Source organism: Corynebacterium sp. Marseille-P4321 (assembly GCF_903645305.1).
Classification (GTDB): Bacteria; Actinomycetota; Actinomycetes; order Mycobacteriales; family Mycobacteriaceae; genus Corynebacterium.
In genome coordinates this window covers 642706-658971 of sequence record NZ_CAHJXO010000001.1, presented here as the reverse complement: position 1 = coordinate 658971, position 16266 = coordinate 642706, and the positions used below count along the sequence as shown (strand labels likewise).

General features: G+C 66.0%; 13 protein-coding genes and 1 pseudogene. 1 reads left to right on the top strand and 13 read right to left on the bottom strand.

The window, feature by feature from the left end; genetic code table 11:
• Nucleotides 1-46 precede the first annotated feature (46 nt).
• The 13 genes and pseudogenes from HWX32_RS02880 to HWX32_RS02820 form a co-directional block, all read right to left on the bottom strand.
• A complete protein-coding gene (locus HWX32_RS02880) occupies nucleotides 47-1717 on the bottom strand; it encodes an ABC-ATPase domain-containing protein (RefSeq protein ID WP_175934641.1) in 1671 nt (556 codons plus the stop codon).
• A 39-nt stretch (nucleotides 1718-1756) separates the two neighbouring features.
• On the bottom strand, nucleotides 1757-2578 hold the full coding sequence (gene pdxY, locus HWX32_RS02875; RefSeq protein ID WP_175934640.1) for a pyridoxal kinase: 822 nt from the start codon (nucleotides 2576-2578) through the stop codon (nucleotides 1757-1759).
• Nucleotides 2579-2583: 5 nt separating this feature from the next.
• Entirely contained in the window at nucleotides 2584-3462 is an 879-nt protein-coding gene (pdxY, locus tag HWX32_RS02870) for a pyridoxal kinase PdxY (RefSeq protein WP_175934639.1), read from the bottom strand.
• Between the two features lie 25 nt (nucleotides 3463-3487).
• Complete coding sequence (locus tag HWX32_RS02865; RefSeq protein WP_175934638.1) at nucleotides 3488-4552, bottom strand: 2,3-butanediol dehydrogenase; 1065 nt, start codon at nucleotides 4550-4552, stop codon at nucleotides 3488-3490.
• A 64-nt stretch (nucleotides 4553-4616) separates the two neighbouring features.
• Complete coding sequence (locus HWX32_RS02860; RefSeq protein ID WP_075468850.1) at nucleotides 4617-5936, bottom strand: hemolysin family protein; 1320 nt, start codon at nucleotides 5934-5936, stop codon at nucleotides 4617-4619.
• Nucleotides 5937-6530, bottom strand: a complete 594-nt coding sequence (gene ybeY, locus HWX32_RS02855) for an rRNA maturation RNase YbeY (RefSeq protein ID WP_175934637.1) — start codon at nucleotides 6528-6530, stop codon at nucleotides 5937-5939. It abuts the gene before it with no gap.
• Nucleotides 6527-7561, bottom strand: a complete 1035-nt coding sequence (locus HWX32_RS02850; RefSeq protein ID WP_075468872.1) for a PhoH family protein — start codon at nucleotides 7559-7561, stop codon at nucleotides 6527-6529. Before HWX32_RS02850 ends, ybeY begins: the two co-directional genes overlap by 4 nt.
• Nucleotides 7562-7572: 11 nt before the next feature.
• Nucleotides 7573-8283, bottom strand: a complete 711-nt coding sequence (locus tag HWX32_RS02845; RefSeq protein ID WP_075468852.1) for a 16S rRNA (uracil(1498)-N(3))-methyltransferase — start codon at nucleotides 8281-8283, stop codon at nucleotides 7573-7575.
• Between the two features lies 1 nt (nucleotide 8284).
• Nucleotides 8285-9421, bottom strand: a complete 1137-nt coding sequence (gene dnaJ, locus HWX32_RS02840; protein WP_175934636.1) for a molecular chaperone DnaJ — start codon at nucleotides 9419-9421, stop codon at nucleotides 8285-8287.
• Between the two features lie 68 nt (nucleotides 9422-9489).
• Nucleotides 9490-10500 carry a heat-inducible transcriptional repressor HrcA gene (hrcA, locus tag HWX32_RS02835; RefSeq protein WP_075468854.1) on the bottom strand — a complete coding sequence of 337 codons (1011 nt, stop codon included), beginning with the start codon at nucleotides 10498-10500 and terminating at the stop codon, nucleotides 9490-9492.
• 42 nt (nucleotides 10501-10542) lie between these two features.
• Nucleotides 10543-11458, bottom strand: a pseudogene (gene hemW, locus HWX32_RS02830) (radical SAM family heme chaperone HemW).
• A 17-nt stretch (nucleotides 11459-11475) separates the two neighbouring features.
• Nucleotides 11476-12144, bottom strand: a complete 669-nt coding sequence (locus HWX32_RS02825; RefSeq protein ID WP_075468856.1) for a hypothetical protein — start codon at nucleotides 12142-12144, stop codon at nucleotides 11476-11478.
• An 89-nt stretch (nucleotides 12145-12233) separates the two neighbouring features.
• The gene (locus HWX32_RS02820) at nucleotides 12234-14057 is read right to left on the bottom strand and encodes a long-chain fatty acid--CoA ligase (RefSeq protein WP_175934635.1); all 1824 of its coding nucleotides are present in this window, start codon (nucleotides 14055-14057) and stop codon (nucleotides 12234-12236) included.
• Between the two features lie 55 nt (nucleotides 14058-14112).
• Between HWX32_RS02820 and malQ the strand changes: the two genes are divergently transcribed.
• A complete protein-coding gene (gene malQ, locus HWX32_RS02815; protein WP_175934634.1) occupies nucleotides 14113-16257 on the top strand; it encodes a 4-alpha-glucanotransferase in 2145 nt (714 codons plus the stop codon).
• Nucleotides 16258-16266: the final 9 nt, after the last annotated feature.

Genomic DNA, 16266 nt, shown 5'->3' with positions numbered 1-16266 from the left:
ATTTGGACCTGCTTTTCGCACAAATTGCGCAAAATTCGCGGTGTAACTACCGCGCGTCCAGATCCCGGAAACGGTTCAGCGCGGCGAGCACCTCGAACCGTCGCGGCGCGGTGAGATGGCCGGGGTGGTCGCGCCGGCTCAGCGCCGCAGGCCCCTCGGCGTGCACAAGGGCACATAGCTTATCGACGGCTCCCGCCAGCGACACCTCTCTCCTTTCCCGCGCCAGTTCCTCCAGCGCCTCAGCAATCGCCGTAACCTGCGCCGCCCCGGCAACCTGGCTGAGCGCTGACAAGTCGATGTCGCTGCGCCCGATGGAGATGGTGTCCGCACCGCGGGGTTTCGGTGCTTTGCGGCGGCCGCGGACCTCCACGGACAAGCAGCTGGGGTTCAGCGTGCGCGTATCGCGGGCGAACGAGGTATCTTCCAACGCCCGCTGTGGGGGCGCGGCGCCGGCCTCCGCAGCGATCTCGTGCGCGCGTTCAGTGACATCGGCAGGCACGTAAGCATCCATGGCGATCACCGTGTCCGCCAGCCCGAGGAACGCCCCGGACCCGCCCGCCACCATCACCGTGGACACTCCGAGTTCGGCGTGCAGCGAGCGCACGCGAGCGGTGAGCGGCGTGATCGGCTCACGGTCCGCTTCGATGAGGCGGCCCATCAGTTCGTCGCGGATGATGAAGTTGGTCGCGGAGGTGTCTTCGTCGATAAGCAATGTGCTCGCCCCGGACTGCACCGCCTCCACCACGTTCGCCGCCTGGGATGTGGAGCCGGACGCGTTAGTGGTGGAAAACGCGGCAGTGTCGGCGCCGGTGGGCAGGTTGGTGATGAACGCGGAGATGTCCTGCGCCGTGACCGGCCTGCCGTCTTCGGCGCGCACGCTCACCGCGTCCGCGCGGGTGATCGCCCACTCGCGGCCGTCGCCCGAAATGTGCGGGTAGACGCCGCGCTCCAGGGCGCGCAGCAGCGTGGACTTGCCGTGGTAGCCGCCGCCGACGATCACGGTCACGCCCTCCGGCACGCCCATGCCGGTGACTCGGCGGCCGCTGGGCAGGTCGAAGGTGGCGCGCAGGTGCTCCGGGGATTGGAAGGCGACGCCGCCCTCAAGCGGCAGGTCGGAATCGCCGGAGCGGCGCGGCAGGTTCGCGCCATCACCGATAAATGCGACGAGGCCGCGGTCGGGCAGCTCAGCGCGCAGCGCCTCCTGGTCGCGCAGCAGTTCCACGGCGTCGCGGACCGAGGTTTCGTCGACAGCGAGCGCGCGGCTGGCCAGCTCCACGGCGTCTTCGAGCACCTCGGCGGCGCGTCGGCCCAGGATGCGTCGTCCCTTCGCAGGCAGGGAGACGAGCAGGCGGAACTCCACGCGGTCTTCGAAAACCTCCACGTTGGTGCGCGGGAGCACCTCCTGGCCGAGCACGCCAATAGAAATATCGCGGTTCCCCTTGGCCTCGGCAGCGAACCGGCGGGCCAGCACGTCGGCCGCGGCGGTGCGGTCGAGGGGCGAGGCAGTAAGCGTTGCGTCGATAGCAAATGCTTCGCGCGGGGCGATCACGCGCACTTTCGACGGCGCGGCGTAGGGGTCCGCCTGGATATGGTCGATGACCAGGCGTAGCGCCCCGTCGCTGTATTCACCGGCGAGCTGCTTGTACGCGCCGTAGCCCTTGCCGTCGAGCGAACGGGCGCGCTGAGCGAGATCATGCGAAGTAGCGGATGCAGTCATGCAGGCCACCGTAGCGTCGTCGCTCGCCTTACTCGAGGACTACAGCGCGCGGGCGCTAAACGACGAGCGCGGGGCCACCAATTCCCCTTGCCGCTCAACCAGCGGCAGCTCGTCTAAGCCGCGCTCGCGGACATCGCTTACCACGTCGAACATGGAGCCAGCGAGGTGCTCCAGCCGCCGCGTGGGGTCCTCGTGCAGCAGTGCGGTGTAGAGCGCCGTGGCGAGGTCGCCCGCGCCCACCACGTTGCCGCCGAGGCGCGGCGTTTCCACCATGAGAGCTTGGTCGGCCGTGACATCGATGAGCCCGATCGTGGCATCGTTGCCAGTGTCCACCGAGGTCACAAGCGCGCGCTCGTTGAGGCCGCGGGCCGCTTCAACCGTTTCCTCGACACTCGGCTGCCGCTCTAGGCCGGCGAGCAGCGCGAGCTCCCACTGGTTCGGCGTGATCGCGTCCGCGAGCGGGATGAGCTCCTCGCGGAACACGTCCGGCATCTCCTCGCCCACAAACGAGCCCACGGTAGCGTTGCCGATCACCGGGTCGCACACGTAGCGCGCATCCGGGTTCGCGTCCTTGATGCGCTCGACCGTGCGCCGCACCACCTCGGCGAGTTCCGGCGAGCCGAGGTAGCCGGTGAGAAACACGTCGACCTGGGGGTAGACCCAGCTCATCGCGTCGAGGATGTCGGCGATGTCGCTCGTGGCGATCACTGGCCCGCGCCAGGCGGGGTACTCGGTGTGGTTGGAGAAGTTCACCGTGTTCACCGGCCACACCTCGTGGCCGAGGCGTTGCATGGCGAACACCGCCGTCGAGTTCCCCACGTGCCCGTAGGCCACCGCCGACTGCAGCGAGATGATGTTCATGGGCTTTACAGCTTCTCGACGATAAATTGCTCCGCCGGGTTGGCGTAAAAGTCTTGCGCCTCAACGAGTTTCAGTTCGGGCGCGTCGGCTTCGTGGGTGATGCGCAGCATGTCGTAGACGGCGCTGGCGGTGCGCGAAAGGGCATCCCTAGCACTTGCGCCGTGCACGATATGACCTGTAAACAGCGCGGCGGTCACGTCGCCGGAGCCGTTGCGCTTGAACGGCAGGCGCGGGGTGCGCACGAGCCAGGCGCCGGTGTCGTCGACGGCGAGCATCTCAACCACTCCCGGCCCGCCGTCCGCGGCGGCATCCGCGGACGGTGCGTCAGGGCGGGTAAGCGACGTCACGAGCACCACGTCGGGGCCCATCTCGCGGGCGGCGTCGACGGCAGCGAGGGTGGAATCCAAGTCGGTGACATCCTGCTCAACCAAGTACCCCAGCTCGAACTGGTTCGGGGTGATTACGTCGGCGACCGGCACGACTTTCTCCCGAAACATCGGCGGCACGGCGTCCGGCACGAAGCAGCCGGACTTCGCGCTACCCATCACCGGGTCGCACGCGTAGATCGCGTTGGGGTTTTCCGCCTTGATGCCCGACACGGCGTCGACGATCACGTCCGCGATGTCCGGGGAGGCCTGGTAGCCGGTGAGGATAGCGTCGATAAGCTCGAATGCCCCGCGCTCCCTGATGCCCTCAATGACCTCGGCGACCTCTGCCGCGGGAATGATCGGGCCCTTCCACGCGCCGTAGCCGGTGTGGTTGGAGTAATTCACCGTGTACACCGGCCAGACCTCGTGGCCGATTCGCTGCAAAGGAAAGACCGCTGCCGAGTTGCCAACATGGCCATACGCGACAGCGGACTGGATTGAAAGAATGTTGCTCATACGAGCAGTGTAAACTCCCCCGGGATTACAGCTCCGGCGACACCAAGATCTTCACGGCGGTCTCGTTGCGGTTGATCAGGGTGTCGAAGCCCTCGTCCACAACGCCGTCGAAACCGATCTTGCCGGTGATGAACGGCTCGAGGTCGATCTTGCCCTCCTCGACCAACTTGATGGTCTGCTCGTGGTCGTGGGCGTAACCGATGATGCCGCGGACGGTGAGCTCCTTCATCACGAGCGCGTGGATGTCGAACTCGGCCTTCTTCGACCAGATGGACTCGACGACCAGGGTGCCCTTGAGCTTCAAGCAGTCGATGAGCTGGTCGAGCACGACGTTGACGGAGGTGCACTCGAATGCGACGTCGGCGCCCTTGCCGTCGGTGATCTTCAGGATCTCTTCCTTGAGATCGGTCGCGGACGGGTCAATGGCGTGGTCGGCGACACCCGCGTCGAGTGCCTTCTGGCGGCGCAGCTCGGACAGCTCGGAGATGACAACAGTGCAGCCATACGCCTTTGCGACGGCTGCCGTGAGCACGCCGATCGGGCCAGCGCCACCGATGAGCGCGACGTCTCCCTTGCCCGCCTCGGAGGCGACGAACGCGTGGTGGGCCACAGACAGCGGCTCAATGAGCGCGGCCTGGTCGAGCGGTACATTGTCCGCGATCGGGTGGACCCAGCGACGCTGGACCGCGACCTTCTCCGACAGGCCGCCGCCACCGCCGGCCAGGCCGATGAAGTTCACGTCCGGGTGCAGGTTGTACGGGCCCGGCTCCTTCGGGTCCACGTCGTCCGGCAGGACGTACGGCTCGACGACGACGTGCTGGCCAACCTCGAGGTCGTCCACGCCCTCGCCAAGCTCCGCGACAACGCCGGAGAACTCGTGGCCGAGGGTGACCGGCGGCTCCTCGCCCGTAATCGGGTGCGGGTGGCCATGGTCCGGAACGAAGATCGGGCCCTCAAGGTACTCGTGCAGGTCGGTGCCGCAAATGCCGCACCAAGCGATGTTGATGAGTACTTCGCCGGGGCCTGCGGTGGGAGCGTCGATCTCCTCGACGCGGATGTCCTTCTGACCGTAGTAACGCACAGCGCGCATTTGGAAAGTGTCCTTCCTGTAGGTGGAATGCCTTACAAGTAACATCTTACGCCGTTTTGCGCAGCTAATCGACGTCTAAAGATTCCTTCGGCTCATCCCCCACCGACACCAGCACCGTCCGGGTTTTCACCCGGCCGCGGCGGTCGCGCCCACCTTCTGCGGTGTAGCGCACGCCGTCGCGCAGAATCGACGAACCCGGCAGCGGCACGCGACCCAACTCGTACGACAACAACCCTGCGACGGTGTCCACGTTGTCCAGAACCTCTTCCGAGTACTCCAGCTCGTAATCGAGGTGGTCGGCGAGGTAATCCACCAGGTCGTCCAGCGGCAGGCGGGCCTGGACGCGGAAGACGCGCGGCTCGATCTCCTCGATCGGCGCCTCCTCGTCCTCGTCGTACTCGTCCGTGATCTCGCCGACAATCTCTTCGAGCAGGTCCTCCATGGTGAGCATGCCGGCGACGTTGCCGTATTCGTCTATAAGCATTGCTATATGCGTGTTCGCCTGCTGCATGCCGGAGAGCAACACGTCGAGCGGCTTCGAGTCCGGGATGAACAAGGGCTCGCGCATCACTTGCGAAAGTGGTGTGTCCGGATCCAGCGGGGCGCCGCGGTCGTCGAACATGTCCTTCAGGTACACCACGCCGATGATCTCGTCGACGCTCTCCCCGATCACGGGCACGCGCGAGTGGCCCGAGCGCACCATGAGCGACGTGGCCTGGCGCACCCGCTTCTCCCCCTCGATCCACACCATCTCCGGGCGCGGCACCATCACCTGACGCGCGTACGTGGAAGCCAAGTCGAAGATGTTTTGGATCATGCGGCCCTCGGTGGTTTCCACCACGCCCTTTTCCTGGGCAACCTCCACCATCTCGCGCAGCTCCACCTCGGTGGCATACGGACCGTCCGCGAAATCCTCGCCCGGGTTGAACAAGTTGCCCACCCAAATCAGCCCGCGGGCAAGCGGGCCAAGGATGACCTGGAACGCACCCAGCCACCGCGCCGACTGAAGCGAGATGGAGTACGGGTTGCGCTTGCCCGCCGTGCGCGCGAACACCCCGATGATGGAGAACTGCAAAAGCGTCACCGCGCCAATCGCAGCGGCAATCGCCCACGCGTCGGAGGAAATGATGTCCATCGCGAACATCGCGGCGAACACCGCCGCCGTGATATCCAACACGGTGCGCAGCAACACGAGCGTGTTCACGTGGTCGGCGCGGCGCGCTACCACCTTCAGCAGCGCGGCGGCACCCGGCACGTCGTCTTTGACCATGCCTTCCACGCGCGCCTTCGAAATCGGGGCGAGCGCAGACTCCACGGACCCGAGCAGGCCCGAAAGCAACAGCGCGACGACCGTGGCCACCGCATACGCGATAGTAAACTCCACTTACGCGTCCCGGCCCTTAGTATCAGTGCCCGTCTCTGCTTCGCGCATGAGCTTGTCCAGCTCGTCGCGGTCCGCAGCCGATGGGAACGCGTGGGCGTTTTCCGGGCGCTCCTGGAACTGCACGCCGCGCGCGGAAAGCGAGTCGTACCAATCCGCCAGGATCTCGTTCTGCAGCGCGAACATCTCGCGCTCGTCCTCCGGCTCGATGTGGTCGTAGCCCAACAGGTGCAGTACGCCGTGGACGGTAAGCAGCGCCATCTCGTGGCCGAGCGAGTGGCCCGCCATCTCCGCCTGCTTCGCGTCGAACGCCGGGCACAAAATGATGTCGCCCAACATCGCCGGCCCCGGCTCAGCCGCATCCGGGCGGCCGCCACCGGGCGAGAGCTCGTCCATGGGGAAGCTCATCACATCCGTCGGGCCCTCCAGGTCCATCCAGCGCACGTGCAGATCCGCCATCGTCGGCTCATCGACCAACGTGATGGTGGCCTCCGTGTCCGGGTGGACATCCATGGTGGAAAGGGCGAACGAGCAGACGTCGATAAGCATTTGCTCATTGACCAACTCGCCCGACTCGTTTAACACCTCGATGCTCACTGCGCGCCCCCTTGCCCGGCTTCCTGCTCGCGCTCCGCCTCAATCTCGCGCTGGCGCTTCTCGTAGCGCGCCGCGTTCTGTGCATCGTGCCGGTCGTAGGCGGCGACGATGCGGGAAATAAGGTGGTGGCGCACCACGTCGTCGCCGGAGAGCTCCTGGAACGAAATGTCGTCGATGTCGCCCAAGATGCGACGCGCCACACGCAGGCCCGACACGGTGCCGCGCGGCAAGTCCACCTGGGACGTATCGCCCGTGACCACCATCTTCGAGCCGAAACCGAGACGCGTGAGGAACATTTTCATCTGCGCGCCGGTGGTGTTTTGCGCCTCGTCCAAAATCACGAACGCATCCGAAAGGGTGCGCCCGCGCATGTAGGCAAGCGGCGCGACCTCGATAATCCCTGCCTCGATAAGCTTCGGGATGACCTCCGGGTCCATCATGTCGCGCAACGCGTCGTAGAGCGGGCGCAGGTACGGGTCGATCTTGTCGCTCAGGGTGCCCGGCAAAAACCCGAGCTTCTCGCCCGCTTCTACGGCCGGGCGGGTCAAAATGATGCGCTTGACCTCTTTGTTCTGCAGTGCTTGCACGGCCTTCGCCACGGCGAGGTACGTCTTACCGGAACCGGCGGGGCCGATGCCGAACGTGATCGTGTTCTCGTCGATCGCGTCCACGTAGCGCCGCTGGCCAGCCGTCTTCGGGCGGATCACCTTGCCGCGGCGCGCCACGATCTCCGCGCCGAGGATGTCCGCGACGGACTCCGGTGCTTCGGCCTCCATAATCTTCGCGGCCTGCACCACCGTCTCCGCGGTTAACGGCACGCCGCGGCGCGCCATGGATTCCAGCTCGTCGACCACACGCAGTGCATGCGCCACGTCTGACGCCTCACCGCGCACGCTGAGTGTCGTACCGCGCGCGTGCAGATCCACCCCGAGGTGCTGGTTGAGTACCCGCAGGTTGTCGTCGTTGAACCCTAGAACGGGCTGCGCGTACGCCGAATCCAGCTCGACTTTGCGCGTGACCACTTCTTCCATGTGGCTCAACCCTACCAGCGCCCGGAAAGCGCCCCGATCGCGCACAACGCCGCAAACGCCGCCGAGGCGGTGCGCAACACCTCCGGGCCCAACTTCACGGCGCGCGCACCGATAACCTCCAGCTCGTCGTCGCCGATGCCTCCCTCCGGCCCGACGATAAGCACCACCTGCTCCGCACCGGCAAAATCGACGTCGCGGATGGACTCCGTGGCGTCCTCGTGCAGCACCAACGCGAGCGCGCCAGAATCGGCGAGCAAGTCGCGCAACTGATTCGTGGTCACCGGCTCGCGCACCTCGGGCACCCACGCGCGCCGCGCCTGCTTCGCGCTCGACAACGCCTGAGAACGCCACTTCTCCACCTGCTTGGCCTGCTTATTCGCTGGCCAGCGCGCGATCGTGCGGTGCGAAATCCACGGGATGATCTCGTCCGCGCCGCCCTGCACCGCCAGGTCCACAGCGAGTTCCGCCCGCTCGCCTTTCGGGATGGCTTGCACGACGGTGACTTGGGGCAGAAGCTTATCGACGAGCTCCGCCCCCACAACCTCACCCTGCACACGCCCCGACGTGACGTCCGTGACCTGGATTTCGGCTTGGGTGCCTTGGCCGTCGATAAGCATGATGCGCTCCCCCGGCGCGATCCGCTTCACGCTGGCGTGCTTCGCCTCGGGGCCCTCGAGCACGCCCGAGCTCGGGTCTTCGGCGAGGAAGTACGGCAGCGACATGTTAGCGGCGGAACTTTCCGCGCATGCGGCTGAAGAAGCCGGTCTCCGCGGCCTCGTCCTCGGTCTGCACCGCGGCCTCGTCCGGGCAGCCGTCGCGCAGATCCTCGAGCGCGGCGCGCTCCTCGTTGCTCAACGCCGTCGGCACGATCACCTGGATGTGGGCCACCATGTCGCCGCGCCCCTCCGCGCGCAGGCGTGGCATGCCCTCGCCCTGGAGCACCACCCGCTCATCCGGCTGGGTGCCCGCGGGGACCTCGATGCGGGTCTGCTCGCCCGCCGGGTTGTCCACAGCGATCTCGGTGCCCAGCGCCGCGTCGTACATCGGCACAGAAAGTCGCAGGTGCAGGTCGTTGCCCTCGCGCACGAACACCGGGTGCGGCTCGACCTGCACCTCGACGTACAAGTCGCCGGCCGGGCCGCCGCCGTGGCCCACCTCGCCCTGGCCCGCCATACGGATGCGCATGCCGGAGGCGATGCCCGCCGGGATGTTCACCACCAGGTCGCGGGTGGCGCGCACGCGGCCGTCGCCGGCGCACTGCTGGCAGGGGTCGGTGATGATCTCGCCGTAGCCGCGGCACTTCGGGCACTCGCGCTGCGTCATCACGTTGCCCAGGAAAGACTGCTGCACCTCCTGGACCGCACCCTGACCACCACACTGATCGCAGGTGACAGGCTTCGACTCGGACTTCGAACCGGTGCCGTGGCACCGCTCGCACAACACTGCCGTATCAACGGTGACGTCTTTCTTCGCGCCGGCGTACGCCTCTTCCAGCGTGATGGTGGTGCGCAAAAGCGCGTCGTTGCCCGGCTGCACGCGCGAGCGCGGCTGGCGCGCCCCTCCGGCACCGCCGCCGAAGAACGCCTCGAAGATGTCGCCCAGGCCCCCGCCGAAACCGGCGCCGCCCCCCATGCCGCCGCCGGCGTCCATCGGGTCGCCGCCACGGTCCACGATGCTGCGCTTCTGCGGGTCCAGCAGCACCTCCTGCGCCAGCGAAATCTCCGCGAACTTCTCAGCCGCCTCCTCAGACGGGTTCACGTCCGGGTGGTACTTGCGCGCAAGCTTGCGGTACGCCTTCTTGATCTCCTGCTCCGTGGCTTCCTGGTCCACGCCCAGGATGCCGTAGTAATCACGAGCCAATGTTCTAACTAACCTTCTTCAACGAGTTTCTTTACGTCTTCTGCACCGTTCCAGGCCGCAAATAGCCCTTACTCGCCCCGCAGGATGCGGCTGATGTAGCGGGCCACGGTGGCAACCTTTTGCATGGTACCGGGGTAGTCCATGTGCGTCGGGCCGACCACCCCGAGACCGCCAAGCGCCTCATCACCTGGGCCATATGCTGTTGTAACAATGCTGGCGCGAGATAATTCCTCGTTCTCGTTCTCGCTGCCGATGCGCACGGAAATGTGCTCCAGCTCCTGCGCGCCCGCGAGCAGCTTGAGCACCACCACCTGGTGCTCAAGCGCATCAATGACCGATTGCAAGCTGCCGCCGGCGGTGAGGTTCGCAGAACCCGCGACGATAAGCCGGTCCGGCGCGGTTTCCACCAGCGTGGAGATCAACACCTCGCTGGCGCGCTCCACGGCGTCCTGGACGTTGTCCATCGCCCTGGTGGTCAGACTGCGCAGCGAATCGCTGGCGTCCTGCATGGTTTTGCCCACCAGCACGTCGTTAAGCAAATCGCGCACCAGCCGCACCCCGTCATCGCCGATCGGTGCTGCGAGGTCCACGTTGCGCTGATCCACCCTGCCGGTGTCGGTGATCAGCACAAGCAGCAGGCGCGTGGGGCTCAGTGACACCACCTCGCAATGCTTCACCCGCGAGACGCTCAAGGTGGGCAGCTGCACCATCGCCGCCTGATTCGTCAGCTGCGCGAGAAGCTGCACGGAGCGGCGCAGCACATCCTCCATGTCCACGCCGGACTCCAAAAATTCCAGGATGGCGTGGCGCTCCACCTGGCTCAGCGGCTTCACATCGTTCAGCGCGTCGACGAAGGCGCGGTAGCCCGCCTCGGTGGGGATGCGGCCAGAGGAGGCGTGCGTCTGCGAGATGTAGCCCTGCTGCTCCAGCACCGCCATGTCGTTGCGGATCGTCGCGGAGCTCACCCCCAGCTTGTGACGCTCCACCAGCGCCTTCGAGCCCACCGGTTCCTGGCTCGCGATGTAGTCGGCCACAATCGCGCGCAGCACCGCCTGCCTGCGTTCGTCCGCTGCAGCCATGCTTGCCTCCTTCCGGCCCCCTTCCGCGGCCTGGTTGTGCACCTACTCGGCAGCCAGGATATCCGTAATAATCCCGTCCGCCAGCAAACGGCCCTTGTCCGTCACGCGCAGCCGCTCGCCATCTTGCAGCAGCCCAGCACGCACATGCTTATCGACGACCCCCCGGGCCCCACCAGCGCGCGCCGCGCCAATAGATGAGGTTGTGGCGGCACTGCCCGCCCGGCTTCGCCCAGTTGGACACCTCGTACCACTCGTAGCCCGCGCCCTCCAGCGTGTCGGCGATGAGCTCGTAACGGTCCGCATAGGCGTCCTCGCTGGGCGCGGGCAGCTCGCCGGTGCGCACCTGGCGGGCCATCCGCGTCCCGTCGGCGACGATGAGGCTGTACGCGCTCACGTGGTCCACGCCTGTGGTGAGGATAGCGTCGAGGGTTTTGCGCACATCGTCGTCAGTTTCCGTCGGCGTGCCGTAGATCATGTCGAGGTTCACGTGCTCAAAGCCAGCGGCAAGCGCCTCCGAGGCCGCCGCCACCGCACGCCCCGGCGTGTGCTGCCGGTCCAACACCTTCAACACTGGCGTAGAAGCGGACTGCATGCCCAACGACACCCGAGTGAACCCATGGCCCAGCAAGCCCTCGAAGTACCCGGGGCTAGTGGACTCCGGATTCGACTCCGTAGTCACCTCCGCCCCCGCCCGCAGCCCGAACGTGTTACGCACCGCAGTAAGAATGCGCCCCAGTCCCTCAGCCCCCAGAAGACTCGGAGTGCCGCCTCCAATAAACACAGTGTCCGCCACCGGCAAACCCTTGGCCGCCGCCAACTCAAGCTCCCTCTCCAGCGCGTCAAGGTAGCTCGCGTGGGAGGCATCCACCTCCGTCGGCGTGTACGTGTTGAAATCGCAATACCCGCACCTCGTGGAACAAAACGGGACGTGGATGTATACGCCGAACTGGTCAGTCATCGCGATGCACCCCCGCCTTATGCGCCGCGGCGGGAGCGCTTCGCCGCCACCTTCGCCACCACGCGGTCAATGCGTGCGCGCTCGTCCAAGAATTCCGGCGGGTTCGACCCACGCATCGTGCGCACGAACGCCGGGTGATCGATGCATACGGTTTCCACCCAGCCCATGACGGCATCTTCGACGATCTCGCCCACTCGGGCGTAGAGGTGCGGCAGGCTCACCACGCCCAGCTCGCGCGCCACCATATCGGTCTGCTCCAGGGTGTAACTGACCACCTCGCCCAGGTGCTGCACCACAAGGTCGGTGCGGCCGGTGAGTGCGTCGTGCATCGTCTGCACGGAAAATGGCGCTTGGAGGGGGAAGAGGTCTTCTAACCCGGAGGCGTCGAGAAGCTCAGGCTCCGGAATGCGCTCCTCGGGCCGCGCTGAAGCCGACAGCACCCCCGCGGCGCGCCCCGAGGTGAGTGCCTGGCGCAAACCGATCAGCTCCGCGACGACGCGGCGGGCATCCTGGCGGGCATCGTCGACGATCTCCACGAACTCCGCGAGGCAATCTTCGGTCAGCTCGCCGTCGTAATCAGCGATCGCCTCGGCGGCGTGCTCGATGTACTCCGCGACCTCGTCGCCGATGTTGTAAATCTCCTGTGTGAGCTCACGGTGCCGCAGCACAGCAGCTGTTTTGTGCACGCGGCACCCCCTTGCATCACAGGAACTTTTGAAACTCCCCGCCGATGCTAGGCCACCCTCCCCGCGGCACCGGGAAGGCGCGCCGGAGTTTAACGCTGGTACAGCTTGTCGATGTCCTCTTGGAAGCGCTGGAAGACCACATTGCGCTTCACCTTCATCGTCGGCGTCATCTCGTCATGCTGCTCAGACAGGTCACGGTCCAGGATGCGGAACTTCTTAATCGCCTCCGCGCGTGAGACGGTCGCGTTCGCCATGTTGATCGCGTCCTGCACCTCCGCGCGCAGCGCCGGGTCCTGCGCCAGCTCGGAGGTCTTGCGCTGCTGCGGGATGTTGTGGTTCGCCTTCCAGCGCTTCAGCTCCTCCTCGTCCAGCGTGACCAACACGCCGATGAACGGCTTGCCGTCGCCGACCACGAGTGCGTTCGAAATCAGCGGGTCCTGGCGGATGATTTCCTCCATCGGCCCCGGCGAAACATTCTTGCCGCCTGCGGTGACGATGAGGTCCTTCTTGCGGCCCGTGATGCGCACGAAACCGTCCTCGTCCACCTCGCCCAAATCGCCTGAGTTGAACCAGCCGTCGTCGAACGCGTCCGCCGTAGCCTCCGGGTTGCCCCAGTACTTCTCAAACACGCCGGGGCCCTTGAATTCGATCTCGCCGTCGTCGTTAATACGCACCGAGTAACCGTTCACCGGCCGCCCCACCGTGCCGATCCGGTTCGCGTTGGCGTTATTCACGCAGCACGCCGCGCAGGTCTCGGTCAGCCCGTACCCCTCGTAGATCGGCAGGCCCATTCCGCGGTAAAAGTGGCTCAAATCCGACGACATCGCCGACCCGCCAGTGATGCCGTACCAAGCAGAACCGCCCACCGCCTCCTTGATCTTCGAGTACACCAGCTTGTCGTACAGCTTCACCTTCGCCTTCTGCACCCGCGTCGGGCCATCAGGAGTATCCAGCGCCTTCGAGTACTCAATGGCGGCCTTCTCCGCCTCGAGGAAGACGCGTTTGCCCACCGCCGAGCCGTCCGCCGCCTTGTTGTAGGCACCGTCGCGCACCTTCTCAAACACGCGCGGCACACCCAGCACCAGGTTCGGGCGGAAACGCTGCAGCTGCACCGTCAGCGTGGACGTATCCGCCCAGTGCGACTGGGTGGAACCGACGATGGTCGACGCAATCGCCACCGCGCGCTGCAACACGTGAGCCAGCGGCAAAAACACGATGATGCGCTGACCCGGGAACGCCACGCGCCCGATCTCGTTCTCCAGCAGCGCGTAGCACTGGTACGCCCAGTTGCCGTGCGTGAGCTCCACGCCCTTCGGCCGACCGGTGGTGCCCGAGGTGTACACGATCGAGCCCAAATGGGAATGCGTGATTGCGTCGCAGCGCTCGTCGATAAGCTCCTGCGGGACACTGCGCCCCTCGAACTTGATGGTCTCCGCACCCGCCGCATTGAACTCGTAAATGCGCTCGAGCTGCGCCGACGAATCGAAGCCACCGCCCGGCAGGAACGGGCTCATCAGCTCCGTGTGATCACGCGTCTCGGTGAACGCGACCTTCGCCCCCGAATCCTCCAAAATCCACTGGATCTGGTGCATCGAACTCGTCGGGTAAATCGGCACGCTCGCCGCGCCGGCCGCCCAAATCGCGAAATCAACCAACTGCCACTCGTAGCGCGTATTCGACAAAATCGCCACGCGATCCCCCGGCTCAACACCCGCCGCAACCAGGCCCTTCGCCACGTCATACACCTCGGCGAGGAACTCCCCGGCCGTAACGTTCACCCACTCGTAATTCCGCGGGCGCGAAAACAGCACGATGTGCGGATTCTCCTCGCACAACCTGATAAGACGGCGCAGACAGTTGTCATCTTCGGCGATAGTGAACCCAAGCTCTGTGGTGAATCCTTTCGACGGCATAGAAGCCAACCCTACCCCGCGCGCCGACGTGACGTCTTTGGCACAATGCTCTTTTGTGACAAACGTGGAACTCCTGCATGCACTCGCCGAGTCCTACGGCTTCGGCACCTCCTACCGCGCCTCCAACGGGCTCATCACCGAGCCGCCCGCCGAAAGCTTCGTGAAATTGTTGCGGGCAATGGGCGTCGCGCTTGACGACGATCCTTCGGACGAAGAACTCGAATTCCACCTCGCCGCCCGCCACGCCTACTGGGCGACACGTCCGTTACCTTTGTGCGTGGTGGCGGAGCAAGGCCAGGAAAAGCACTTCAACGTGCACGTCCACGACGGGCACTGGTCGCACGTGTGGATCGCGCTCGAAGACGGCTCCTCGCGCGACGCCTGGCAGGACGAGAACTGGGCGCCACCATTCGTCGCCGACGACGGCGTGGCCTGGGGCGAGGCAACCTACCACGTGCTCGGCGACCTGCCCTGCGGCTACCACGAGCTGCACCTCGAGTCCGACAACTTGAACGAGACCTGCCCGCTGATCGTCGTACCGGCAACGGTCTCCACCACCACGGACGTGGTAGCCAAGCCTGTATGGGGCGTGATGGCGCAGCTGTACTCCGTGCGCTCCGAGCAGTCCTGGGGCGTCGGCGACTTCGCCGACCTGGCCGCGCTCGCGCGCGAAGTCGGCGCCGTGGGGGCCGACTACCTGCTGATCAACCCCGTGCACGCCGCCGAACCGGTGCCGCCGGTGGAGGATTCGCCGTACCTGCCCACCTCGAGGCGCTTCGTGAACCCCATCTACATCTCCGTGGAGGCTGTGCCGGAATACGCCGCGCTCGACGCCCGCTCGCGCGCCGAAATGGAAGAGTTCGCCGCCCCGCTCAAAGCGCTGAACCGCTCCGCGGAGCCGCTGCAGCGCGACCGCGTCTTCGCGGCCAAGCTGGCGGCGCTGCGCGAACTGTTCCACCTCTCCATGGCCAACGAGGCCCGCCGCGACGACTTCTTCACCTTCGCCGAAGCGGAGGGCGAGGGCCTGCGCGAGTTCGCCCACTGGTGCGCCGCCCAAGCCGCCGAGTCGGAGCACGAAGGCGCCCCGCGCCACGACGCCGGCGACGACATCGAAGAGCTCGTGCAGTACTACATATGGCTGCAGTTCATTGCCGACGAGCAACGCCGCGTCGCGCAGGAGGCCGCGGTGGACGCAGGCATGTCTATCGGGATTATGACGGACCTCGCGGTGGGCATTCACCCTGGTGGCGCTGATGCCGCGACTCTCGGTTCCGTGCTGGTGCCGGACGCATCCGTGGGAGCGCCGCCGGACCAGTACTCGCAGCAGGGCCAGGACTGGTCGCAGCCGCCGTGGAACCCGTTCGGCCTCGCCGCGGAAGGCTACGCGCCGTGGCGCGACCTTTTGCGCACCGTGCTGCGCCACTCCGGCGGCATCCGCGTCGACCACATCCTGGGGCTCTTCCGCCTGTACTGGGTGCCCCGGATGGATTCACCGCTCTACGGCGCGTACATGAACTACGACCACGAGGCCATGGTGGGCATCCTGGCGCTCGAGGCGGAACGCGCCGGCGCAGTAGTGGTTGGCGAGGACCTGGGCACCTTCGAGCCGTGGGTCCAAGACGTGCTGCGCGACAAGGGCATTTTGGGCACCACCGTGCTGTGGTTCGAGTCGGTGCCGCCGGAGCAGGCGCCACGACCGGCGCAGCAGTACCGCAACCTCTCGCTGACTGCGATCGGCACGCACGACCTGCCGCCCACCGCCGGGTACGTCAATGGCGCGCACAACGAGCTGCGCCACGAGCTTGGCCTGGTGGAGGAAACTCTGGACGAGCTCAACGCCGCCGACGCGGTGTGGATCTCCCAAGTGCTCGCCGTCGCGCAGGCGGAAGGCGCGTTCGACGGCACCGCGCTTGCATCGCTCGACTTCACCGACCGCTCGCTCGGCGACTACGAGGACACCGAAGCACTGCTCGAAGGCCTGACTCGCTTCATCGCATCCACCCCGTCGGCGATGACCTGCACGAACCTGGTGGACATGGTGGGCGACACCCGCATCCAGAACCAGCCCGGCACGAACTCCGAGCAGTACTCCAACTGGTGCATTCCGCTTTGCGACGCCTCCGGTGACCCCGTGACCGTCGAAAAGCTTGCGAAACTTCCACTGTTTACGCGTATCGCGGAGGCTTCGCAACGCCCCTAGAGCGAACTG